The 22,477-nt window shown below is 67.5% G+C and carries 20 protein-coding genes; 16 read left to right on the top strand and 4 right to left on the bottom strand.

Annotation, left to right across the window (positions count from 1 at the left end; translation table 11 throughout):
- The first annotated feature begins 108 nt into the window (after positions 1-108).
- The 4 genes from yajC (at position 109) to E3O60_RS13995 (ending at position 5,734) form a co-directional block, all read left to right on the top strand.
- Entirely contained in the window at positions 109-510 is a 402-nt protein-coding gene (gene yajC / locus E3O60_RS14010; protein ID WP_241980134.1) for a preprotein translocase subunit YajC, read from the top strand.
- A gap of 65 nt (positions 511-575) precedes the next feature.
- On the top strand, positions 576-2,351 hold the full coding sequence (gene secD / locus E3O60_RS14005; protein ID WP_134498423.1) for a protein translocase subunit SecD: 1,776 nt from the start codon (positions 576-578) through the stop codon (positions 2,349-2,351).
- Positions 2,351-3,385 (top strand): protein translocase subunit SecF, encoded by a 1,035-nt coding sequence (gene secF / locus E3O60_RS14000; protein ID WP_134408710.1) that lies wholly within the window; start codon positions 2,351-2,353, stop codon positions 3,383-3,385. The genes secD and secF overlap by 1 nt, the downstream gene beginning before the upstream one ends.
- Positions 3,386-3,481: 96 nt before the next feature.
- Complete coding sequence (locus tag E3O60_RS13995; RefSeq protein WP_088456312.1) at positions 3,482-5,734, top strand: bifunctional (p)ppGpp synthetase/guanosine-3',5'-bis(diphosphate) 3'-pyrophosphohydrolase; 2,253 nt, start codon at positions 3,482-3,484, stop codon at positions 5,732-5,734.
- Here E3O60_RS13995 and E3O60_RS13990 read toward each other — a convergent pair.
- From E3O60_RS13990 to E3O60_RS13980, 3 genes are all read right to left on the bottom strand, one after another.
- Positions 5,721-6,290: a hypothetical protein gene (locus E3O60_RS13990; protein WP_134498421.1), complete on the bottom strand. Its 570-nt coding sequence runs from the start codon at positions 6,288-6,290 to the stop codon at positions 5,721-5,723. The genes E3O60_RS13995 and E3O60_RS13990 overlap by 14 nt on opposite strands.
- A gap of 109 nt (positions 6,291-6,399) precedes the next feature.
- Positions 6,400-7,632, bottom strand: coding sequence for a DUF349 domain-containing protein (locus E3O60_RS13985; protein WP_088456310.1), 1,233 nt, complete (start codon positions 7,630-7,632; stop codon positions 6,400-6,402).
- 174 nt (positions 7,633-7,806) lie between these two features.
- Entirely contained in the window at positions 7,807-8,613 is an 807-nt protein-coding gene (locus E3O60_RS13980) for a peptidylprolyl isomerase (protein ID WP_134408708.1), read from the bottom strand.
- A gap of 132 nt (positions 8,614-8,745) precedes the next feature.
- On the opposite strand from E3O60_RS13980, the gene E3O60_RS13975 reads away from it, so the two are divergent.
- The 12 genes from E3O60_RS13975 (at position 8,746) to E3O60_RS13920 (ending at position 21,770) form a co-directional block, all read left to right on the top strand.
- Positions 8,746-10,083, top strand: coding sequence for a replication-associated recombination protein A (locus E3O60_RS13975; RefSeq protein WP_134498419.1), 1,338 nt, complete (start codon positions 8,746-8,748; stop codon positions 10,081-10,083).
- Between the two features lie 233 nt (positions 10,084-10,316).
- On the top strand, positions 10,317-10,946 hold the full coding sequence (gene rpsD, locus E3O60_RS13970; RefSeq protein ID WP_088456307.1) for a 30S ribosomal protein S4: 630 nt from the start codon (positions 10,317-10,319) through the stop codon (positions 10,944-10,946).
- A 109-nt stretch (positions 10,947-11,055) separates the two neighbouring features.
- A complete protein-coding gene (locus E3O60_RS13965) occupies positions 11,056-11,421 on the top strand; it encodes a DUF948 domain-containing protein (RefSeq protein WP_088456306.1) in 366 nt (121 codons plus the stop codon).
- 102 nt (positions 11,422-11,523) lie between these two features.
- Positions 11,524-11,745 carry a hypothetical protein gene (locus E3O60_RS13960; protein ID WP_088456305.1) on the top strand — a complete coding sequence of 74 codons (222 nt, stop codon included), beginning with the start codon at positions 11,524-11,526 and terminating at the stop codon, positions 11,743-11,745.
- Between the two features lie 63 nt (positions 11,746-11,808).
- Entirely contained in the window at positions 11,809-14,463 is a 2,655-nt protein-coding gene (gene alaS / locus E3O60_RS13955) for an alanine--tRNA ligase (RefSeq protein WP_134408706.1), read from the top strand.
- Between the two features lie 3 nt (positions 14,464-14,466).
- The gene (ruvX, locus tag E3O60_RS13950) at positions 14,467-14,934 is read left to right on the top strand and encodes a Holliday junction resolvase RuvX (RefSeq protein ID WP_174776232.1); all 468 of its coding nucleotides are present in this window, start codon (positions 14,467-14,469) and stop codon (positions 14,932-14,934) included.
- Between the two features lie 2 nt (positions 14,935-14,936).
- Positions 14,937-16,424, top strand: a complete 1,488-nt coding sequence (gene mltG / locus E3O60_RS13945) for an endolytic transglycosylase MltG (protein ID WP_241983663.1) — start codon at positions 14,937-14,939, stop codon at positions 16,422-16,424.
- Positions 16,402-17,364 carry a shikimate dehydrogenase gene (locus tag E3O60_RS13940; RefSeq protein ID WP_240632179.1) on the top strand — a complete coding sequence of 321 codons (963 nt, stop codon included), beginning with the start codon at positions 16,402-16,404 and terminating at the stop codon, positions 17,362-17,364. The genes mltG and E3O60_RS13940 overlap by 23 nt, the downstream gene beginning before the upstream one ends.
- A gap of 5 nt (positions 17,365-17,369) precedes the next feature.
- On the top strand, positions 17,370-18,578 hold the full coding sequence (aroC, locus tag E3O60_RS13935) for a chorismate synthase (protein ID WP_134498417.1): 1,209 nt from the start codon (positions 17,370-17,372) through the stop codon (positions 18,576-18,578).
- Position 18,579: 1 nt separating this feature from the next.
- Entirely contained in the window at positions 18,580-19,206 is a 627-nt protein-coding gene (locus tag E3O60_RS13930) for a shikimate kinase (protein WP_370448655.1), read from the top strand.
- Positions 19,207-19,211: 5 nt separating this feature from the next.
- Positions 19,212-20,300, top strand: a complete 1,089-nt coding sequence (aroB, locus tag E3O60_RS13925) for a 3-dehydroquinate synthase (RefSeq protein WP_088458003.1) — start codon at positions 19,212-19,214, stop codon at positions 20,298-20,300.
- Positions 20,301-20,429: 129 nt separating this feature from the next.
- Positions 20,430-21,770 carry a transcriptional regulator gene (locus E3O60_RS13920; protein ID WP_241993279.1) on the top strand — a complete coding sequence of 447 codons (1,341 nt, stop codon included), beginning with the start codon at positions 20,430-20,432 and terminating at the stop codon, positions 21,768-21,770.
- 15 nt (positions 21,771-21,785) lie between these two features.
- Here the strand turns inward: E3O60_RS13920 and E3O60_RS13915 are convergent, their stop codons facing one another.
- Positions 21,786-22,460, bottom strand: a complete 675-nt coding sequence (locus tag E3O60_RS13915; protein ID WP_088456301.1) for a DUF6518 family protein — start codon at positions 22,458-22,460, stop codon at positions 21,786-21,788.
- Positions 22,461-22,477: the final 17 nt, after the last annotated feature.

The following is a 22,477-nucleotide window of genomic DNA, read 5'->3' as shown; positions in this document are numbered from 1 at the left end:
CACGCACCTTCTGCCGGCTTCCCCCAGCCACTCCCACAAAAAACTTCGTCGCGACACCACGCTCGCACGGGAAGGTTTCACAGTTCTATGGATCCGTTGACTCTTGTCATGCTCGCCGTCTTGGCGTTGCTTGTGTTCTTCATGTTTCGCAATGGCCGCAAGCGCCAGAAGGACACCTTGGCCCTGCAGTCGAAGATGGTCGCCGGAGCAGACGTGATGACCAACTTCGGCCTCTACGGCACCATTGTGTCGATCGATGAGGAAGAGAACAAGGTCGCCCTCGAGATCGCACCCGGCACCATTGTGCAGATCCACCGCCAGACGATCGCCCGCGTCGTCGAGCCCACAGTTGCCGGCGATGACGTCGTCCTCGACCAGACCGTTGACACCGACGCCGGCACGCCGGCCGTTGTCGGCGAGCCCGAGTACGGCCAGCGTGCCGAATTCAAGCCGACGACCGACGAGGTCGCGCCCGACACCGACACCGAACCCAAAAAGGGCGACGCGTAACACACCCACTCCGGCTGCGCGGCTTCGGTCGCGCAGCACGAGCAATAGAAAGCTGAGTTCAATAGGTGGCTAAGTCGTCTCCGACCAAGAAGGCCTGGCGCTCCCTGACCTGGCTTGGCGTGATCATCGTCGGTCTCATCGCTCTGAACGGAGCCGGCGTTCTCACCGGCGGCGGTTCGTGGACGCCGAAGTTGGCGCTCGACCTCGAGGGTGGCACCCAGATCATTCTGGCCCCCAAGCTCGAGTCCGGCCAGACGGTTTCGTCTGAACAGCTCAACCAGGCGGTGTCGATCATCCGGCAGCGGATCGACTCCGCCGGAGTCTCCGAGTCGGAGATCAACACCCAGGGTGGACAGAACATCGTCGTCTCCATTCCCGGAACGCCTGACGACGCCACCCTGAACCGCATCCAGTCCTCGGCAAAGCTTGAGTTCCGACCGGTCCTGGTCGCTTCAGCGCCCACTGAGGACAGTGTCGGCGCAGACGGCTCAACCGACGGGGCCACCGACCCGGCGACGGATGCCGCGGCAGACCCGGCCGCAGAGACCCCGGCCGCAGAGACCCCGGCCGCAGAGACTCCGGCCGCTGAGACCCCGGCCGTCGCGCCCACCGACGCGAGCGACCTGAACAACATCACTCCCGACCTGCAGGCGGAGTTCGATTCCTTCCAGTGCAGCGACATCGACACCAGCATTGTGGCACCGGCCGATCAGCCGCTGATCACCTGCGAGAGCGATGGTTCGATCAAGTACATCCTCGGCCCGGTCGAGGTGAGCGGCGAGAACATCTCCGACGCCACCAACGGGCAGGTCACCACGCAGAGCGGTGCAACTACCGGCGAATGGGCCGTCAACATCGTCTTCGACCGCACCGGCACCGAGTCGTTCGCCGACGTGACGACTCGCCTGAGCGGCCTCCAGGGCGCGCAGAACCAGTTCGCCATCGTGCTGGACGGCAGCGTCATCTCCGCTCCGCGCACGCTGGCCGTGATCACCGACGGCAAGCCCCAGATCACCGGCTCGTTCGACCAGGACACCTCCAAGGCCCTCGCCGACCAGCTCAAGTTCGGCGCCCTGCCGATCAGCTTCGCCGTGCAGAGCCAGGACACCATCTCGGCAACCCTCGGTTCGACCCAGCTGCAGAGCGGCCTCATCGCGGGCCTGATCGGCCTGATCCTGGTCGTGCTCTACTCCCTCATCCAGTACCGCCTCCTCGGGCTGGTCACTGTCGCGTCGCTCATCGTGGCTGGCGTGATCACCTACCTGCTGATCACTCTGTTGTCCTGGCGTGAGGGGTACCGCCTCTCCCTGGCCGGTGTGGCCGGTCTCATCGTGGCCATCGGTATCACCGCTGACTCGTTCATCGTCTACTTCGAGCGGGTGCGCGACGAGCTCCGCGACGGCAGGGGACTGGTGTCCTCGGTCGAATCCGGCTGGCGCCGCGCGATCCGCACCATCATCGCCTCCGACACCGTCAACTTCCTCGCCGCCGCGGTTCTGTTCATCCTGGCCGTCGGTAACGTGCGCGGTTTCGCCCTGACCCTGGGACTGACCACCCTGGTCGACCTCCTGGTCGTGGCGATGTTCACCCATCCGATGCTGCAGCTGCTCGCCCGCACCAAGTTCTTCGGAGACGGGCACAAGCTCAGTGGACTCGACCCGCGGGCACTCGGCGCCGTCTACCGCGGACGCGCCCGGTTCCAGCCCTCCGTGGAGGTGGCGTCACGCAAGTCGCCGTCCTCCAGCAAGGAGGCCGCAAAGCGCCAGACCATCGCCGAACGCAAGGCGGCTGAGCTCGTCGGTTCCGGCTCCAGTAAGTCGACCGATGGGAAGGATTCCTAATGGCCAGCTTCAACCAGTTCGGCAACGATCTGCACACCGGCAAGCTCTCCTACAACATCGTCGGACGTCGTAAGGTCTGGTACTCGGTCGCCGCGGTCATGATCCTGATCGCGATCCTCGGTCCGGTCCTCCGCGGTGGGTTCACGTTCGGCATCGAGTTCACCGGCGGCTCCGAGTTCGTCCTCTCCGAGATCTCCACCGAGGACCAGGATGCGGCATCCACCGCGGTCACCGAGGTGGTGCCCGAAGCCGTGCCCAAGGTGTCCGTCGTCGGCAGCGACAGCATCCGCGTGCAGACCGACCAGCTCAGCGACACCGAGAGCCGGGAAGTACGCGCCGCTCTCGCCACCGCATACAGCGTCGACGCGGCGCAGGTCACGTCCTCGTTCATCGGCCCGTCCTGGGGCCAGGACATCACCGGCTCCGCCATCCGCGCACTGCTGACCTTCCTGGTGCTCGCCGGCGCGGTGATGGCCCTGTACTTCCGCACCTGGAAAATGGCCGCCGCCGCCATGGTCGCCCTGTTACACGACCTCGTCATCACCGCGGGTTTCTACGGCATCACCGGCTTCGAGATCACTCCGGCTGCCGTGATCGGCTTCCTCACGATCCTGGGTTACTCGCTGTACGACACCGTGGTGGTGTTCGACAAGATCCGCGAGAACACGACCGAAGACGGGCCAGAATCCCGGCGCACGTTCGCCGACTCGGTCAACCTCGCGGTCAACCAGACCCTGGTGCGCTCGATCAACACCTCGATCGTCGCAGTCCTCCCGGTCGCCTCGATCCTCGTCATCGGTGCGTTCGTTCTGGGTGCGGGAACCCTGCAGGACATCTCCCTGGCCCTGCTGATCGGAATGATCGTGGGTACATACTCCACGATCTTCATCGCCGCCCCGCTCTACGCCCAGCTGCGCGAGAACGAGCCGGAGATCCGCAAGCGTGACAAGAAGGCCCTGGCCCTGCGGGCCAAGGCCACCGGTACCTCGTCGGTCGCCGGCACGGATGCGGCCCGCGCGGACGTTCCCGCGTGAGCCGGTTCGCCCGCCGGGAATATCCGACAGCGTCCCTCGGTTTACCGTTTATCCGTTAGTACAGGGATAATTGGCGCCAGGGAGTGAGGTAACGAGATGACAGAAACCACCACGCCATCCGCCGCGTCACTGCGTCGTCTGGTGCCGCGTATTTTCTCCAGGGCGCAGCCCGTCGGTGCCGTCGACACGCTGCTGAAGACGGTGCGCACGCACCATCCCAAGGTGGATCTGTCGATCATCGAACGGGCGTACGCGGCCGCTGAGCGGGCCCACGAGGGCCAGAAACGTCGCAGCGGCGAGCCGTACATCACCCATCCCGTCGCGGTCGCCCAGATCCTGGCCGACCTCGGGATCGGTCCCAAGACCGTGGCAGCTGCCCTGTTGCACGACACCGTCGAGGACACCGACTACACCCTCGACCAGTTGCGCGCCGACTTCGGCGACGAGATCACCATGCTCGTGGACGGCGTCACCAAGCTCGACAAGGTGAAGTACGGCGACAGCACTCAGGCCGAGACTGTCCGCAAGATGATCGTCGCGATGTCCAAGGACATCCGGGTGCTGATCATCAAACTGGCCGACCGTCTGCACAACGCCCGCACCTGGGGCTTCGTGCCGGCGGAGTCCGCGACCCGCAAGGCCACCGAGACCCTCGAGATCTACGCCCCGCTGGCCCACCGCCTGGGAATCCAGACCATCAAGTGGGAACTCGAGGACCTCTCTTTCGGGGTGCTCTACCCGAAGCTGTACGCCGAGATCGAGAGCCTCGTCAAGCAGCGCACCCCGCAGCGCGAAGAATTCGTGCAGTACGTCATCGACGCGATCAACGACGATCTCAAGGCCGCGCGCATTCGCGGCAAGGTGGCCGGACGGCCCAAGCAGTACTACTCGATCTACCAGAAGATGGTCGTGCGCGGCCGCGAGTTCGACGAGATCTACGACCTCGTCGGCATCCGGGTCCTGGTGAACTCGGTGCGGGACTGTTACGCGGTCCTCGGAGCCATCCACGCGCGGTGGACTCCGCTGCCCGGTCGCTTCAAGGACTACATCGCCACCCCCAAATTCAACCTGTACCAGTCGCTGCACACCACCGTGCTCGGCCCGAGTGGCCGCCCGGTCGAGATCCAGATCCGTACCCAGGAGATGCACGAGCGTGCCGAGTACGGCGTCGCCTCGCACTGGAAGTACAAGGAGCAGGTCAACGGCAAGAGCTCCGGCCCCGGCCCGCAGAGCGACACCGATATGGCCTGGCTGGCACATATCTCCGATTGGCAGGCCGAAACGGCCGACCCCAACGAGTTCCTCGACTCCCTGCGCTACGAGATCGGCGCCAAGGAGGTCTACGTCTTCACGCCCAAGGGCCGCGTGATCGGCCTGCCCGCCGACGCGACGCCAGTGGACTTCGCCTACGCCGTGCACACCGAGGTGGGCCACCGCACCATGGGCGCCAAGGTCAACGGACGGCTCGTACCTCTGGAGAGCTCGCTCAGCACCGGCGACGTCGTGGAGGTCTTCACCTCCAAGAACCCGGACTCGGGTCCGAGCCAGGACTGGCTGAACTTCGTCAAGAGCCCCAGGGCGCGCAACAAGATTCGCCAGTGGTTTACCAAGGAACGCCGCGACGAGGCCATCGAACAGGGCCGCGACGCCATCGCCAGGGCCATGCGCAAGCAGAACCTGCCGCTGCAGAAGCTGATGAACCAGGACTCCTTCGCCGAGGTCGCCGCCGTGATGCGCTACGAAGACGTCTCGGCGCTCTACGCCGCCGTCGGTGAAGGCCACGTGTCGACGCAGTCCGTGCTGGAGAAGGTCGTCGCCACGCTGCAGAGCGTGGAGGAGAGCGACGCGACGGACCTGCCGTTCACCCCCAACGGCCGTACCCAGACGTTGCGCAACAACGACTCCGGGATCCTGGTGCGCGGCGCCCCCGACATCCTCGTCAAGCTGGCACGCTGCTGCACCCCGGTTCCCGGCGACAAGATCGTGGGTTTCATTACCCGCGGTTCCGGTGTGTCTGTGCACCAATTCGACTGCCACAACGTGCAGGAACTGCTCAAGGAACCCGAGCGGATGATCGACGTCGACTGGGCGCCGACCTCGAAGAGCCTGTTCCTCGTGCAAATCCAGATCGAGGCCCTCGACCGCTCCGGCTTGCTCTCGGATGTCACCAGAGTGTTGTCGGAACACCACGTCAACATCCTCTCGGCGACGGTACACACCTCCAGCGACCGGCTGGCGATCAGCCGGTTCGTGTTCGAGATGGGCGACACTACCCACCTCGACAGGGTGCTGAACGCGGTGCGCCGCATCGACGCCGTGTACGACGTCTACAGGGTCAGTGACGGCTGAGGTTCAGCCGGCGCGCTTCCCGTAGCTGGGCGGCCGCCCTGCGGCTGAACGAGACTCCCCGTTGACCGGCGAGCGCCTGTTCGTCGGCGTGCGGATCGACTGGTCCGTCATAGACCAGCAGCGCCGCCAGCAGCGCCGTGTCTGCGCGGCACCCGGGTGAGCGGCCCCAGCGGGCAAGGTCGATAGCCGTCCGCAGGGGAGTGGTGACGAGTTGACGACCCAGCACCCTCGTGTCGTCGCGGCCGAGGCGCACCTCGCGGAGCTGGGTCCTCGTCTCGACGGGCTTGCGGGCACGCGCGGTCATGTCGATGCAGAACTGATGGGGGTCAGGTTCGGCGGCCAGACCATAGATCCAGGCGGCGCTCATCCGCTCGGCGGCGGCCCGGCTCGGCGCGACCGAGGTGAGCGCCTCGCCCCGGGTCTCCGGGCCGTCGTGGGCGTCGACCGGACACCACGCTCCGGCGAGCGGGAACAGCTCACCGTCGAGGCGGGCACAGTTCAGTTCGGCGAGCGGAAGGTCGGCCGGGGTGAGCGCGGCAGGAAGCAGGGGAGTCATGCTTCCAGCCTGCGGAGTCGCCGGCAGACGCCGAAACGGGACCGGGAATCTGTGGACAGATTCCCGATCCCGTTTCGGGTGTGGGTAGTTACTCCCGTGCAGCGAGTCGTTACTGGCCGATGGCCTTCAGCCAGGCCTTGCGGGTCTCGAGCGCCTCGGTCGCGTCCTTGATCTTGCGGGCGTCCTTGGTCTCCTGCGCGGCGGCCAGCTCGGCCTCGAGCTTGGCGATCGCGTCGTGCAGCTGACCGGCGAGGCCTTCGGCGCGGGCCTTGGTCTCGGGGTTGTTGCGCTTCCAGTGGTCGTCGTCGAGCTTCCGCACGGCCGCTTCCACCTTGCGCATGCGCTCCTCGACGGGCTTGACCTGGTCGCGGGGGACCTTGCCTGCGGCGTCCCAGCGGCGCTGCACCGAGCTGAGCAGCTCGCGGGCCTTGACCCGGTCGGTCTCGGTGAGCAGGGTCTCGGCCTCGGTGAGCAGGTCGAGCTTGACGACCAGGTTGGCGGAGAACTCTTCGTTGTCCTGCGCGTCGATCTCGCTCTTCACCGAGTAGAGCACGTCGCCGGCGGCCTTGAACTTGGCCCACATGGCGTCGTCCTGCTTCTTGCCGGAGCGACCGGCGGCCTTCCAGTCCTCGAGCAGGTTGCGGTAGGCGGGGATGCCGTCGGCACCCTGGGGTGCCAGCGCCTCAGCCTTCTCGATGAGCTGCTGCTTGCGGTTCCGTACATCCTTGTGAGCGCTGTCGAGTTCGGCGAAGAACGCCTTGCGGTTCTGCTCGATAGTGGTGCGAGCCGCACGGAACCGCTTCCAGAGCTCGTTCGCCTCGCCCTTGGGGATGCGCGGTGCGTCGTGCTGGTGGGCCTGCCACTTGGCGAACAGCGCGTCGAGTGCAGCGCTGGTCTGCTTCCACTGCGTCTTGGCCGGGTCTTCGGCGGCGAGGCGTTCGGCCTCTTCAACGATGGCAGCCCGCTCCGCGAGGGCCGCAGCGCTGGCGGCCTTGGCCTCGACACCCTGCTGCTCGGTGAGTTCGGTGACCGTGCCACCCAAAGCGCCGAGGCGCTCGGCGAGGGCGGCGAGGTTGCCGACGGCGTTTGCCGTTGCAACCGACTTCGACAGGTTCGCGACCGACTTGGCGATATCCGCGGCCGGCGCCCCTCCCTTTGCGCGCTGTTCGAGCAGGGTGACCTGTCCGTTCAGCTCCACGTACTTGCGTTCGAAGTAGGCGAGTGCCTCTTCAGGTGTCGCGTCGGGATACTGGCCGACGGCACGTTCGCCGTCTGCTTCGCGCACGTAAACCGTGCCGGTTTCGTCTACGCGACCCCATGGTTGCTGATCTGTCGTAGTCAAGAGCCTCACCTTAATGATCTGGTTGATTCCCCGTGCAGTGAAGTACTGCAGCGGGCGAATCCCTGAACGAGCCAGTACTGGCACAAGCCAATACGCGCACAAGCTTATTGCAAGCGTGCCCGTCGTTCGGCGGAAACGACCGAACTGGTCTTTCCGAGCTGGTTTCTACCGTGGCTACTGAACGGTGAAGGAGGTGATGGTGGTCGGAACCACGGGAGCGCCGTCCGCCGAGCCGTCCTCGACCCCGGCGTCGGCGATCTGGCTGACGAGCTGGTCCAGTCCGGAGGTGACGGTGCCGATGACCGAGTAACCGGAACCGTCCGCTCCAGCAGGAATCTCCGTATCGCCGTAGACGATGAAGAACTGGCTGCCCATGCTGTACGGATCGCTGGACCTCGCCATGGCGATGGTGCCGGCCGGATAGACGTTGTCGGCCGGAGCATTCTCGACCGGGCCGTAGTAGTAATTGGGTCCACCGGTTCCGTCGCCGGTGGGGTCACCGCACTGTAATACCGAAAAGCCTTCGCCCGTGGTCAGGCGGTGGCAGGTGACGTCATCGTAGAAACCGGATCCGGCGAGGCTGATGGTCGAGGAGACCGCTTGCGGCGCCGCGGCGCCGTCGAGGGAGACGCCGAGTTCGATGTCGTTGAGGGTGAGCGTGCCGGTCCAGGTCCGACCCTCGGCCAGATCGCTCGAGGGAACGTCGCCCGCGTTCGCGCCGGGGGTCGGAGTCACCGAGTCCGAGGGCTCGGCCGTGGGCGTCGCGGAAGCCGAAGCACTGGGTTCAGGAGTGCCGGGGCCGCCGCCGAAGTAGAACATCTGGGCGCCGACCAGCACGATGAGGGCGACCACGAGTACGCTGCCGGCCACCATGTTGTCGCGCACGCGCCGCTTGACCTGGTGCTCGTTCACGGCCTTGCGGGCCTGGTAAGCGCGAGCGCGGCCGCGGGCCTCGCGTTCCTGCTTGGTGTTAGGTGCCACGGGAATCCTCCAGGTGCCGCCTGAGGCGGGAAATCGGGCTTGTCGGGCAACACGGCCCGGGTCACTGTGAACTCTACGCATGCGGGGGCGGCGGCGAAAATTGGCGTCGGCGGCACAAACTACGCTGGACGCATGTCTTCCGTCCAACCAGGCCTCCGTACCGGCGCGACGCCGCTCGCGGTGCGCATGCGCCCCAAGAGCCTGGCCGAGGTTGCCGGGCAGCGTCACCTGCTTACCCCGGGGTCGCCGCTGGTCAGCCTGGCCAACGACAAGACGGGGGAGCAGGGTTCGGTCTCCGTCATCCTGTGGGGCCCTCCGGGAACCGGCAAGACCACCCTCGCCCAGACCATCGCGCACAGTTCCGGACGCCGCTTCGTTGAGCTCTCCGCCGTCTCCGCCGGCGTGCGGGACGTGCGCCAGGTGATGGACGAGGCCCGCACCAGCCGGGACCTCTACGGCCTGTCCACCGTGCTGTTCCTCGACGAGATCCACCGGTTCAGCAAGGCGCAGCAGGACGCCCTGTTGCCGGGGGTGGAGAACGGCATCATCATCCTCGTGGCCGCCACGACCGAGAACCCGTCCTTCTCGGTGATTTCGCCGCTGCTGTCCAGGTCTCTGCTGCTCACGCTGGAGACCCTCAGCGACGACGACCTCGGTACCGTCGTGGACCGCGCCGTCACCGACCCGCGGGGCCTGGCCGACAGGTTCGTGCTCGACCCTGAGGCCCGCGGGGCCATCATCCGGCTCGCGTCCGGCGACGCCCGCCGGGCGCTCACGGCGCTCGAGGCCGCTTCGGTGTCGGCCGCGACCACGGAGACCGCTGACGGCGAGAAGCCCGTCATCACGACCGAGATCGTCTCGCTCGCGGTCGACCGTGCGCTGCTGCGCTACGACCGCAACGGTGACGAACATTACGACGTGATCAGCGCCTTCATCAAGTCGGTGCGAGGGTCGGATGTCGACGCGTCCCTGCACTACCTGGCCCGGATGATCGAGGCCGGGGAGGATCCCCGATTCATCTGCCGTCGGATCATCGTGCTCGCCTCCGAAGACATCGGCATGGCCGACCCGCAGTCTCTGGTCATCGCGATAGCCGCCGCCGACGCCGTTCAATACATCGGCATGCCGGAAGGCCGCATCCCCCTGGCCCAGGCCGTGGTGCACCTGGCCTGCGCGCCCAAGTCCAATGCCGCCTATATGGCCCTCGACGCCGCCATCGCCGACGTGCGCAACGGCAACACCGGCCGGGTGCCCAAGCACATGCGTGACGCGCACTACCCGGGGGCCAAACGCCTCGGCCACGGCAAGGGTTACAAATACCCGCACGATGATGCGCTCGGCGTTCTCGCGCAGGACTATCTGCCCACCGAACTGCGCCGGAAGCAGTACTACACACCCACCGAACACGGCAATGAACGTGACGTCTCCGCGCGCCTGGCCAAGCTCCGCAAGATCATCCGCGGCCAGTAGACCGGGGCGTGTCGAAAGCCCGGCCACGGGGGCACCCGTGTGCTAGCCTTGACCTCGCCTACAACTGGTTTTGTCATGCGGCTGCGTACACAACCTAAGTTGGAGTGGATTCGCCCTGTAGCCGGGCGGCCCGTGGCACCCACCCCTCTGATCTCCCATGACGCCTTGTGCTGCCGTTCGCGGCCGGCCCGGCGCCCTGGTATCCATTTTTCAGATCCATCCGAAAGGACACTGTGTCTACCAAGTCACGTACCCGTAGCAAGACCCGCCTCTCGCGGGCCCTGGGCATCGCCCTGACCCCGAAGGCCGCCAAGTACCTCGAGAAGCGTCCCTACGCTCCGGGCGAGCACGGCCGCACCAAGCGCAAGACCGATTCGGACTACGCCGTGCGTCTGCGCGAAAAGCAGCGCTTACGTGCCCAGTACGGCATCCGCGAAGCCCAGCTCAAGATCGCCTTCGAAGAAGCGCGTCGCCGCCAGGGCCTGACCGGTGAAAACCTCGTCGAGATCCTCGAGACCCGTCTCGACGCCCTCCTCGTGCGTTCGGCCATCGCCCGCACCACCGCCCAGGCCCGTCAGATGGTTGTGCACCGCCACATCCTCGTCGACGGCCAGCTGGTCGACCGTCCCTCCTTCCGCGTGAAGCCGGGTCAGCTCATCCACGTCAAGGCCAAGAGCGAGGGCACCGAGCCTTTCCAGGTTGCCGCGGCCGGCGGTCACGTCGACCTGCTGCCCAAGCTCCCGCCGTACCTCGAGGTTGAACTCGACAAGCTGCAGGCCCGCCTCGTTCGCGCCCCGAAGCGCATCGAGATCCCCGTGACCTGTGAAGTCCAGCTCGTCGTTGAGTACTACGCAGCACGCTAGTCACTCACGGCGCGTCTCGATTCGCCGGAACTGAACTACGCTTGAGGGCGGATCACCTAGGTGATCCGCCCTTTTGCGTGCTGTGCCTAATCGAAATGGATGGTGCCGAATGACTGGTGGAGATATCGCCGGCCTGATTGCCGCTGGCGTTTTCGCAGTTCTGGTGGCGTTCCTCGCCATCCCGTTGATCAAGCTCGGCCGGGTGTTCGACGAGACCACTCTCGCCATCCGCGACCTCAGCCATAACGTGACCCCGCTGCTCGAGGAGACGACGAGCACCGTCGCCCAGACCAACCACCAGCTGGCCACGATCGACACAATCACCACGAATGTCGCCGAGGTCACCGGAAACGTGTCCGCAATGGTCGCGCTGTTCGCGGCCACCGTCGGCGGCCCCCTGATCAAGCTCGCCGGATTCTCCGCCGGTGTCCGGGCGGCCTTCAGGGCCTCCAAGCCCCGTCGAGGCACGAAGTAAGTCCACTACGCTGGAAAGCAGCCTGTCAGGACCTCGGCCCGCTGGACCAGCGGGTGCCCCGGCCCACAGCCACCCATTCCTCAAACTCAGGGAGCACATGCCATGAAGAATTTCATCTGGTTAGTCGTCGGCGTCGGAATCGGATTTGTTGCCGCCCACGAGGTGAACAAGACCCAGCAGGGCAAGCGGTTCTTCACCGATCTTGACGCCAAGACCCGCGAATTCGGCGAGGCCATCTCCGAGGGCTACCGCAAACGCGAAGCCGAACTGCACGCCGCACTCGGCGAGGCAGAAGAGACCATCGAAGAGCTGTCAAAGCCCTAACCACTTCCCTTCCCACCGCAATTCCCCCGGTCGGATTACCGATCCAGTAACAGTACGGACCCCATGCAGACTGCCGACATTCGCGGGCGCTGGCTCGACTTCTTCGCCGACCGTGGACACACCGTTGTCCCGTCGGCGTCGCTCGTGAGCGATGACCCCTCCCTCCTCTTCACCGTGGCCGGCATGGTGCCGTTCGTGCCCTACCTCACCGGTCTGGTACCCGCCCCGTTCCCCAGGGCCACCAGCGTGCAGAAGTGCATCCGCACCAACGACATCGAAGAGGTCGGCAAGACGCCGCGGCACGGCACCTTCTTCCAAATGAGCGGCAACTTCTCTTTCGGCGACTACTTCAAGGAGCAGGCGATCAGCTACGCCTGGGAGCTGCTCACCTCGAGCGAGGCCGACGGCGGCTACGGCTTCGCCGAGAAGGACCTCTGGGTCACGGTCTACGAGAACGACGACGAGGCCTTCGGCTACTGGCGCGCGCTCGGCCTGCCTGAACACCGGATCCAGCGCCTCGGAATGGACACCAACTACTGGTCCACCGGCCAGCCCGGCCCCGCCGGCCCGTGCAGTGAGATCTTCTTCGACCGTGGCCCCGCCTTCGGCATCGACGGCGGTCCCGCCACCGACGACGACCGCTACGTGGAGATCTGGAACCTGGTCTTCATGCAGTACCTCCGCGGTGAGGGCACCGGCAAGAACGACTTCCAGATCCTCGGCGACCTGCCCAAGAAGAACATCGACACCGGCATGGGCCTGGAGCGCGTCGCGTTCCTCAAGCAGGGCGTGCAGAACATGTACGAGATCGACCAGGTGCGCCCGGTTCTCGACCGTGCCGCGGCCCTCTCCGGCCGCCGCTACGGCGCCGACCACGAGGACGACGTGCGGATGCGCATCGTCGCCGACCACGTGCGGTCCTCCCTGATGTTGATGAGCGACGGTGTCATGCCGTCCAATGAGGGCCGCGGCTACATCCTGCGCCGCCTGATGCGCCGCAGCGTTCGTGCCATGCGCCTGCTCGGGGTGGACGCCGCCTCGTTCACCGAGCTGTTCCCGGCCTCCCGCGACGCCATGAGCGCCGCGTATCCCGAGGTCGCCACCGACTACGACCGGATCAGCCAGGCCGCATACGCCGAGGAAGAGACCTTCCTGCGCACCCTCGCCAGCGGGTCGAGCGTGCTCGACCTCGCCGTGGCCAAGACCAAGAGCGCCCAGAAGGCGGAACTGCCCGGCGACACCGCGTTCCTGCTGCACGACACCTACGGCTTCCCGATCGAGATCACCCTGGAAATGGCCGAAGAGGCCGGCCTCAGCGTCAACCGTGAGGCTTTCGACACCCTGATGGCGAAGCAGCGCGCCATGGCCAAGGCCGACGCCAAGGCCAAGAAGACCCACCTGGCCGACCTGTCGGTCTACAGCGCCTTCCGCGCACACGGCGAGACCGTGTTCACCGGCTACGACATGCTGCAGACCGAATCCAGCATTCTGGGCCTGATCGTCGACGGCGCATCAGTGAACCGTGCGGTCGCCGGCGACATCGCCGAGGTCATCCTCGCCGAGACCGCCCTCTACGCCGAATCCGGCGGCCAGGAGGCCGACGCCGGCCTCATCGTGGGCCCCGGCTACGAACTCGAGGTTCTCGACGTGCAGAAGCCCGTCAAGGGCCTGATCAGCCACAAGGTGCAGGTCACCAGCGGCGAGGTCGGTGTGGGCGACCCCGCGACCAGCGTCGTCGATCCCGACTGGCGTCGCGGCGCCCGCCAGGCGCACTCCGGCACCCACATCCTGCACGCGGCGCTGCGCCAGGTGCTCGGCCCGAACGCACACCAGTCGGGTTCGTACAACAAGGCCGGCTTCTTCCGCCTGGACTTCTCCTGGAACCAGGCCCTGTCGCCGGCGACACGCAGCGAGATCGAGGAGATCTCCAACAACGCCATCCGCGACAACCTCGAGGTGAGCACCCGCGAACTGCCGCTGGCCGAGGCCAAGGCGCTCGGCGCGATGGCGCTGTTCGGCGAGAAGTACGGCGAGACCGTGCGGGTGGTCGACATCGGCGGCCCGTGGTCGCGCGAACTCTGCGCGGGCACCCACGTGGCCTCCAGCGCTGAGATCGGCATGATCAACCTCGTCAGCGAGGCGTCGGTCGGCTCAACCAACCGCCGTGTCGAGTCGCTCGTCGGGCTCGAGGCGTTCCGCGACCTCGCCGCCGAGCGGGCCATCGTGTCCCAGCTCACCAGCAACCTCAAGACGCCGCGTGAGCAGCTTCCCGCCAAGATCATGGATCTCATGCAGAGCCTGAAGGCGGCCGAGAAGAAGATCGCCTCGTTCGAAGCCCGTGCACTCAGCGACCGGGTGCCCGCCCTCGTGGCCCAGGCCACCAGGATCGGCGACCTCACCGTGGTGGCCGAAGACCTCGGCACCCTGAACTCCGCCGACGACGTGCGGATGCTCGTCACCGGCACCCGCGAACGGCTGGGCAATGACCCCGCCGTCGTCGCCCTCGCGGCGACCGTGGCCGACAAGCCCGTCGTGATCGTGGCGACCAACGCCGCGGCTCGTGACGCCGGCCAGAAGGCCGGTGCGCTGGCCAAGCAGCTCGCCGGTATTCTCGGCGGCGGCGGCGGCGGCAAGGACGACCTGGCCCAGGGCGGCGGCACGAAGGTGGAGCTGATCCCCGAGGCACTCAGCACGCTGCGCACGCTGGTGGCCCGCTAACCCATGCGATCGGGCGTGCGGGTGGGAATCGATGTCGGCACTGTGCGGATCGGCGTTGCCCGCAGCGACTTTCACGGCATGCTCGCCACCCCGGTGGAGACCGTGCCACGGGACAAGAACGCGGCCGACCTCGGCAGGATCGCCGGGATCGTCACCGAGCTGGATGCCGTCGAAGTGATCGTCGGGTTGCCCCTGGCGCTGTCCGGGCGGCACACCGCGTCGACCGACGATGCCGTCTCCTTCGCCGAAACCCTCGCCGCGACGGTGTCGGTGCCGGTTCGGCTCGTCGACGAGCGACTGTCGACGGTGTCGGCTCAGGCCGCCCTGCGAACCGTCGGCCGCAGCACCCGCACGCAGCGTCCAGTGGTCGATCAGGTGGCCGCGACTATTATTCTGCAGCATGCGCTCGATACCGAACGTGCCTCGGGCAAACCAGCCGGCACGTCCGTTGACCTGACCGGAAGGCCGTAACCGTGGCGAAAAGTCCGCCGGAAAACCCCGACCCGAACCCTTCGGGCGGCACTGGCGACACGCCGCTGCCCTCCCGCCGGGCCCTGCGGGAAGCCCAGGCGGCCCGCGAGGCCCAGGCGGCGCAGAAGGATGCGGGCCCGGCTGCTTCTGAACCGGCAGCGCCGCCCGCACCTCTGTCGTATTGGACCGCACCCGTACAGCCCGACCCGGACGAGCAGCCTGCCCCAGAGGAGCCCGCCGCAGTGAGCACCAGCGACCACAATCCCTTCGCGGGGCTCGGGTTCGGCACTGCGCCCGACCCGGCCCCCGCATCCGACGGTCAGCTGACGGGTGCCCCGGATGTCCCGGCGCAGGCCGGACGCCCCGGCTCCCGCGCGAATCGACGCGCCCGGCTTGCCGACCACCCGACCCTGGTGGAGAAGAAGTCGCGCAAGGGCGGCTGGGGCTGCCTGGTCGTCATCCTCGTCCTCCTCGCTCTGATGGGCGCCGCTGCCCTGGCCCTGCAGGGGCCCATCAGCCAGCTCGTCGCCGCCACGCAGGCTCCCGAGGACTATGAGGGCTCCGGCAGCGGTGAGGTGCTCGTCATGATCCACGACGGCGACACCGGTTCCGATATCGCCAACACCCTGGTGGACCAGGATGTGGTGAAGAGCTATGACGCCTTCTACGACCTGTTGCTCGCCCAGTCGACCGACCCGGTCTTCCAGCCCGGCGCCTACCAGCTGGCCTCGCAGATGAGCGCCCAGGCCGCACTCGAGGCCCTGCAGGACCCGGACAGCCGCCAGGATCTCACCGTGGTGATCCCCGAGGGAACCGCTGCCGTCGACGTGCTCACCTCGATGTCAGAGGGTACCGACATCCCCCTCGAGGACCTGCAGGCAGCGGCCGCCGACCTGTCCGGGTTCGGGCTCCCCGCCGAGGCCACCAGCCTCGAGGGCTTCCTCTTTCCGGCCACGTACACATTCCAGCCAGCGACGAGCGCCCACGACGCACTCAAGACCCTCGTCGACCGCCAGTTCGAGGCCCTCGACACTGCCGGGGTCGCCCCGGCCGATCGGTGGAAGACCATCGTGATGGCGTCGCTGATCCAGCGTGAGGCCGGTCTGAAGGACGACTACTACAAGGTCGCCCGGGTGTTCTACAACCGGCTCGACCCTGCGCAGTGGGACACCGGGCTGCTGCAGTCCGATGCCACCGTCGCCTACGGCACCGGAAAGACGCACCTGGTCACGACGACCGACGCCGAGCGGGCGGACGTAGACAACGCCTACAACACCTACGTGCATCCCGGTCTGCCGGTCGGACCGATCAGCAATCCCGGCGACCTGGCCATTGATGCGGCCCTGCACCCCGCAGACGGAACCTGGCTATTCTTCGTGACGTGGAACCTGGATACCGGAGAGACCATCTTCTCAACGACCGTGGACGAACACGACGCCGGCGTCGCCAAGTGGCTGGACTGGATGGATGAGCACCCCGAATATGGTTGATCCGACGCAAGCCTCAGTCAGCACGCCGCCGCGGCGCCGGTTGGCGGTGCTCGGTTCGCCCATCGCGCACTCACTGTCGCCGGCCCTGCACGCTGCCGCCTATCGGGTGCTCGGCCTGAACTGGGAATACACGGCGGTGCAGATCGGCGAGGGTGAGCTCGACGGCTTCGTGGACGGCCTCACCCCGGAGTGGCTGGGGCTGTCCTTGACCATGCCGCTCAAGCACGAGATCCAGCCGCGCCTGGACACCCTGGACCGTGTCGCGATCCTCACCGGAGCCGTGAACACTGTGCGGTTCGGCGACGCACCGGTGGGGGAGGGCGACGACAGCACGACGGTGACCGCGCCACGGCCGTTCTTCGGCTACAACACCGACGTAGCCGGGCTGGTGCGTGCCCTGGCCGAGGCCGGCATGGACCGGGCCACCCACGTCACCCTGCTCGGTGCCGGCGCGACCGCAGCATCCGCCCTCGTCACCGCCGCCGAACTCGGCGCCGAAACCGTGCAGATCATCGCCCGCACGCCGGGCCGAGCCGACCCGCTCCTGGACCTCGGCCGCAAGCTCGGGCTCGTCGTCGCGGTAGCGGGCCTTCCGGCCATGGCCGCCGCCGACCGCGTCAGTGACCTGGTGATCAGCACCATGCCCGGCGATGCCGCACTGCAGTACGAGTTCCCGGCGGCGTTGCGGGCCAACACCCTGCTCTTCGACGTGGGCTACGCGCCCTGGCCCACAGCCCTGGCCCGGTCCTGGGCGGCTGCCGGCGGCCGGGCCCTGTCCGGCCGCACGATGCTGCTGCACCAGGCCGTCGTGCAGATCCGGATCTTCCTGGCCAACGACCCTTTCCTGCCCCTCCCCGACGAAGAGGCCGTGCTGGAGGCCATGCGTGCCGCACTGGACGCCGCCGACGGGACGGCGCCCGGCCGCGCTGTGGAAGGATAGGGATCATGCTTCGTTGGCTCACCGCCGGAGAGTCTCACGGCCCCGAACTCCTCGCCATTGTCGAGGGTTTGCCCGCTGGGATCCCGGTCACACTAGATGCGATCCGTCTCGACCTTGCGCGCCGCAAACTCGGCTATGGCCGGGGTGCCCGCATGAAGTTCGAACAGGACGAACTGAACATCTCCGGTGGCGTCCGCCACGGTCTCACACTCGGCGGCCCGGTGGCGCTGCGGATCGGGAACACCGAATGGCCCAAGTGGGCCGACGTGATGAGCCCGGAACCCGTTGACCCCGCCCTGCTCGCCCGCGGCCGAGGCGCCCCTCTGGTGCGCCCCCGGCCCGGCCACGCCGACCTGGTTGGGATGCAGAAATACGACTTCGACGAGGCCCGTCCGGTGCTCGAGCGCGCCAGCGCCCGGGAGACGGCCGCCCGCGTGGCCCTCGGTGCCGTCGCCCGTGCCTTCCTCGCCGGCCTCGGTATCGAGTTGGTCAGCCACACCCTGTCCATCGGCCCGGTTCGGGTGCCCGAGGGATCCGCGCTGCCCCGTCCCGGTGATGTCGACACCCTCGACGCCGACCCGCTGCGCTGCTTCGACACCGCCACCAGCGCGCTCATGGTCGCCGAGGTGGATGCTGCGCACAAGGACGGCGACACTCTCGGCGGCATCGTCGAGGTCCTCGCCTACAACCTGCCACCCGGTCTGGGTTCGTTCGTGCATTGGGACCGCCGGCTGGACTCCCAGCTCGCCGCCGCGCTGATGGGCATCCAGGCGATCAAGGGCGTCGAGGTCGGTGACGGCTTCCTCACCACCACCCGCCGCGGTTCGGACGCACACGACGAACTGGTTCAGGTCGATGACCAGATCCTGCGCGCAAGCGACAAGGCCGGCGGCACCGAGGGCGGCATGAGCACCGGAACCGTGCTGCGCGTACGGGCCGGTATGAAGCCCATCGCCACGATCCCGCGCGCGCTCCGCACCGTTGACATCACCACGAGCGAAGCCGCACGCGCTCACCACCAGCGCTCCGATGTCTGTGCGGTGCCGGCCGCCGGCGTCGTCGCCGAAGCCATGGTGGCCCTGGTCCTGGCCAACTCGGTGCTGGAGAAGTTCGGCGGTGACTCGTTGGGCGAAACCAAGCGCAACCTGGACTCCTACCTCGCCAGCATTCCGGCCAACCTGCGCACCGGGGCGTCCAGCGACGCCACGCTCTAGCGTGCTGTTCCTGAGCCCGGACGCCTCTCGTCCCGCCGACGGCTGGCCGGCCGCACCCGGACCGGCGCCCGACCGGCGCGACGAGGCGTCGCCGGAGGGCGCGGAGCCGCACCGCGACGCGGATGTGCCGCTGTACCCGTTGGTGTTCATCGGGCCGATGGCGTCGGGCAAGTCCAAGATCGGTCGCCGGGTCGCGCGCACCCTGCGGGTGCCGTTCCTGGACACCGACAAACTCATCGTCACCGAACACGGCCCGATCACCGCGATCTTCGCCACTCACGGCGAGAGCCACTTCCGGGACCTCGAACGCGCGGCCGTCGCCGACGCGCTACGTCAGAAGCGGGCCGTCGTGTCGCTCGGTGGGGGAGCGGTGCTCGACCCGGCCACCCGGGCGGACCTGCGGCGCGCCACGGTGATCTCCCTGAGCACTACCGCCGAGGCTGTGCGCAACCGCACCAGGAACGCCAAACGTCCGCTTTTGGCCGACGGGCCGGACGCCTGGCAGCGCATCTACGACGAGCGCCGCCCGCTGTACGACGCGCTGGCCAGCATCCACTTCGACACGTCGACCAGGCCGGTCGACGCCATCGCCGCCGACATCGTGAAATGGGTAAGAGAACAATCGTGACCGACATGCAGCCCGAAGAGACCGGCACCACCACCATCACCGTCAGCGGTGTCGACAGCTACCCGGTCCTCATCGGGCGGGGCATCGTGGCCGATGTTGCCGAGCAGCTCGGCGACACCGTGAAGAAGGTACTCATTGTGCACACCTCGCACCTCGGCGCCCGCGCCGTGGCGCTGCGGGAGAGCCTGCTGGACCGGTACGAGGTCCTCATCGCCGAGGTCCCCGACGCCGAGCCCGCCAAACGGGTTGAGGTCGCCGCGTTCTGCTGGCAGGTGATGGGTCAGGCCGACTTCACCCGCACCGACGCCGTGATCGGATTCGGCGGCGGCGCCGTGACCGACCTGGCCGGCTTCGTGGCCGCCACCTGGCTGCGCGGCGTCAAGCTGGTGCAGATTCCCACCAGCGTGCTCGGTATGGTCGACGCCGCCGTCGGCGGTAAGAATGGCATCAACACCGCGGAGGGCAAGAACCTCGTCGGCACCTTCTACGCGCCGGCCGCCGTGGTCTGCGACCTCGACATCCTCGCCGACCTGCCCCGCAACGAGATCCTGGCCGGCTTCGCCGAGATCGTGAAGGCCGGGTTCATCCAGATCCCGGAGATCCTCGACATCGTCGAAGCGGATGTCACCCGGGTCACCGACCCGATCACGCCAGAGTTCCGCCGGGTGCTCGAGCTCTCCATCGCCATGAAGGCCCGCGTCGTCGGCGCGGATTTCAAGGAGGCGGGCCTCCGCGAAATCCTCAACTACGGGCACACTCTCGGCCACGCCGTCGAGCACGCCGAACGCTACGGCTGGCGCCACGGCGCAGCTGTCGCCGTCGGCATGATGTTCGCCGCCGAACTTGCCAGGCTCAGCGGGCGGCTCTCCGACGAGGCCGTCGACCGGCACCGCCGGATCCTGGAGTCGCTCACCCTGCCGACGACCTACCCGGTAGGCCGCTGGTCCACCCTGCTGGCCACCATGCAGCGGGACAAGAAGACCCGCAGCGGAATGTTGCGCTTCATCGTGCTCGACGACATCGGCAAGCCCACGGTGCTCGAGGGCCCGGATGCGTCGCTGCTCTTCGCGGCGTACCAGGAGATCGGCTCCTGACACCCCTTTTTCGCGGTCTGTGCCTAGAATGAAGCACCCGACCGGCCGCTCTGCGCAGGTCGCCTACGACCAGCGTTGATCGGAGGTGTTGTGAGCAGTCCGTGGACGATAACTCCTACCGATTCACCTGTGGGGACGTTTTCCCGGCAGGAAAGACTGCATGAGGCCGCCATCGGGGACCGCACCGATCTGCGCTCCGGTGCCGTGCAGGCCGGCGTGCGCCGACTCGTGCGGGAATCCTGGCAACGGTCTCTGTCACTCCGCCTGGACCCGCTGACGGCGCAGGCGGCACCAACTCTCGCCGCCGACGAGCTCAACCGGCTGAGGGCCCGCAATCCGCTGGCCGGGGTGCTGCCGGTGATCAACACCCTGTTGGTGCGGCACGCCGCCGAATTCGGGCTGATCGTGGCGGTGGCCGATGAGACCGGCCGGCTGCTCTGGATCGACGGTGACAGCTCGGTGCGCACCCGTGCCGAGGACATGCACTTCGTCGTCGGCGCCGACTGGTCTGAGGCCCGGGTCGGCACCAGCGCACCCGGCACCGCCCTGGCTCTGAACCACGGCATCCAGATCCAGCGCGCCGAACACTTCAGTCAGCTCGCCCACCCGTTCAGCTGCACCGCAGTGCCCATCCACGACCCGGTCACCGGTGCGGTGCTCGGCGTCATCGATATCACTGGGGGAGACGCCGCCGTTGCCCCGCAGACCCTGCCGCTTGTGGAGGCCGCCGTCGCGGCGCTCGAGGCGGAGTTGCGCATCCAGAGCCTCAGCGCCCCACGGCCGGCACCGGCGCGGCCTTCGGGCTTTACCGCCCCCGGCATTCTGCTGACCGTTCTGGGTACCGAACACGGCGCCCTGCACGGGGCTCCCAGCACTGATCGGCACAGTACTGATCGGCACGGCACTGATCGGCACAGCACTGATCGGCACAGCGTCGGCCTCAGTCCCCGGCACGCCGAGATCCTGCTCCTGCTCGCCTGGCACCGGCAGGGCCTGTCCGCCGACAGGCTCGCAAGCCTCCTCAGCGACGAGCAACCGCACGCCGTCGAGAACCTCCGAGCCGAGATGGTGCGGCTGCGCCGGGCGCTGGCGGTCAGCCATCCGCAGCTGCGGATCGGCTCCCGCCCATACCGTCTGGAGACCGGCGTCGACACGGATGCGGGCCGGGTCCTGCGCCTCCTCGGCCGCGGTGCCCACCGAATGGCCCTCGCCGCCTATCGCGGCACCGTGCTGCCTGGCTCCGCAGCGCCCGGCGTCACAGAGATCCGCGCAGAGGTGAGCCAGCGCCTGCGCCAGACGCTGCTCAGCGATGCCTCGGTGGAGGTGCTGCTCGACTACGCCCGCACCGAGGAGGCCGCCTGGGACTCCGAGGTATGGCGGGCCTGCCTTCAGCTGCTGCCCGCCCGGTCACCACAGCGAGCCGCAGTGGTGGCGAGCCTCGCCCGCATCGAGGCCGAGCTCAGCGCGTAGCCGACGAGCCCGGGTTCAATTCAGGACGAAGACGAGTACATACACGAAGGCGAGAGTCCCCACCAGCCACACGCTGACCACCAACGAGATGGAGCGAGGCGCGAGCCGGCGGTGCAGGACGGCCGCGAGCAGAAAGATTGCTGACAGCACGATCTCGAGCGTCCAATAGACCGGGCTGGTGGTGTCTGTGATGGTGTTGAGTGCCCAGATGCCCTCGCCCAGCAGAACAGCGCTCAGCGGCGTGACCGCCAGCGCACCCCACAGTGGAGGGGCGTAGCGTGCGAGGCCGGCGGCAACGCCCAGCAGCGGTCCGGTGACGACGCCCACCAAGGTCCAGATCGAGGTGAACGGATCGCCGTCATCGAACCCTCGCCACTCGGATACGACGCTGTAGGACTCGACGAGAAGCTGGAAGACCACGATGCCGAGGACTCCCGCAAGCAACGGCCGGGCACGGCCGAGCCAGACGATCAGGAAGGCGAACATCGTCCAGCCGCCGGCGGAGTTGCCCAGCGAATTGACCCAGGGCGGCAGGTACTGCTGGGCGACACTGGTCAGCCCGCCGATCAGCACCGCTCCGCCGACCGCCACGACCGTCGCCCGCACCGCCGACGACCGGGTATCGGCGTGCCACCAGCCGCTGCGCGCGGGCGGCGGCTCGACGACGCGAGTACTTTCCAGGGTTTCCATGTCGTCCACGCTAGGCA

It is taken from the genome of Cryobacterium sp. TMB1-7 (genome assembly GCF_004402435.1).
Lineage (GTDB): Bacteria > Actinomycetota > Actinomycetes > Actinomycetales > Microbacteriaceae > Cryobacterium > Cryobacterium zongtaii.
The sequence above is the reverse complement of the archived record's forward strand: the minus strand, read 5'-3'. Positions and strand labels throughout refer to the sequence as shown.

Excerpts from the sequence above, each read along its gene's own strand:
- yajC (WP_241980134.1), top strand. The coding sequence starts at position 109 with ATGCTCGCCGTCTTGGCGTTGCTTGTGTTCTTCATGTTTCGCAATGGC.
- secF (WP_134408710.1), top strand. The coding sequence starts at position 2,351 with ATGGCCAGCTTCAACCAGTTCGGCAACGATCTGCACACCGGCAAGCTC.
- E3O60_RS13995 (WP_088456312.1), top strand. The coding sequence starts at position 3,482 with ATGACAGAAACCACCACGCCATCCGCCGCGTCACTGCGTCGTCTGGTG.
- E3O60_RS13990 (WP_134498421.1), bottom strand. The coding sequence starts at position 6,290 with ATGACTCCCCTGCTTCCTGCCGCGCTCACCCCGGCCGACCTTCCGCTC.
- E3O60_RS13975 (WP_134498419.1), top strand. The coding sequence starts at position 8,746 with ATGTCTTCCGTCCAACCAGGCCTCCGTACCGGCGCGACGCCGCTCGCG.
- E3O60_RS13965 (WP_088456306.1), top strand. The coding sequence starts at position 11,056 with ATGACTGGTGGAGATATCGCCGGCCTGATTGCCGCTGGCGTTTTCGCA.
- E3O60_RS13960 (WP_088456305.1), top strand. The coding sequence starts at position 11,524 with ATGAAGAATTTCATCTGGTTAGTCGTCGGCGTCGGAATCGGATTTGTT.
- alaS (WP_134408706.1), top strand. The coding sequence starts at position 11,809 with ATGCAGACTGCCGACATTCGCGGGCGCTGGCTCGACTTCTTCGCCGAC.
- ruvX (WP_174776232.1), top strand. The coding sequence starts at position 14,467 with ATGCGATCGGGCGTGCGGGTGGGAATCGATGTCGGCACTGTGCGGATC.
- E3O60_RS13940 (WP_240632179.1), top strand. The coding sequence starts at position 16,402 with ATGAGCACCCCGAATATGGTTGATCCGACGCAAGCCTCAGTCAGCACG.
- aroC (WP_134498417.1), top strand. The coding sequence starts at position 17,370 with ATGCTTCGTTGGCTCACCGCCGGAGAGTCTCACGGCCCCGAACTCCTC.
- aroB (WP_088458003.1), top strand. The coding sequence starts at position 19,212 with ATGCAGCCCGAAGAGACCGGCACCACCACCATCACCGTCAGCGGTGTC.
- E3O60_RS13915 (WP_088456301.1), bottom strand. The coding sequence starts at position 22,460 with ATGGAAACCCTGGAAAGTACTCGCGTCGTCGAGCCGCCGCCCGCGCGC.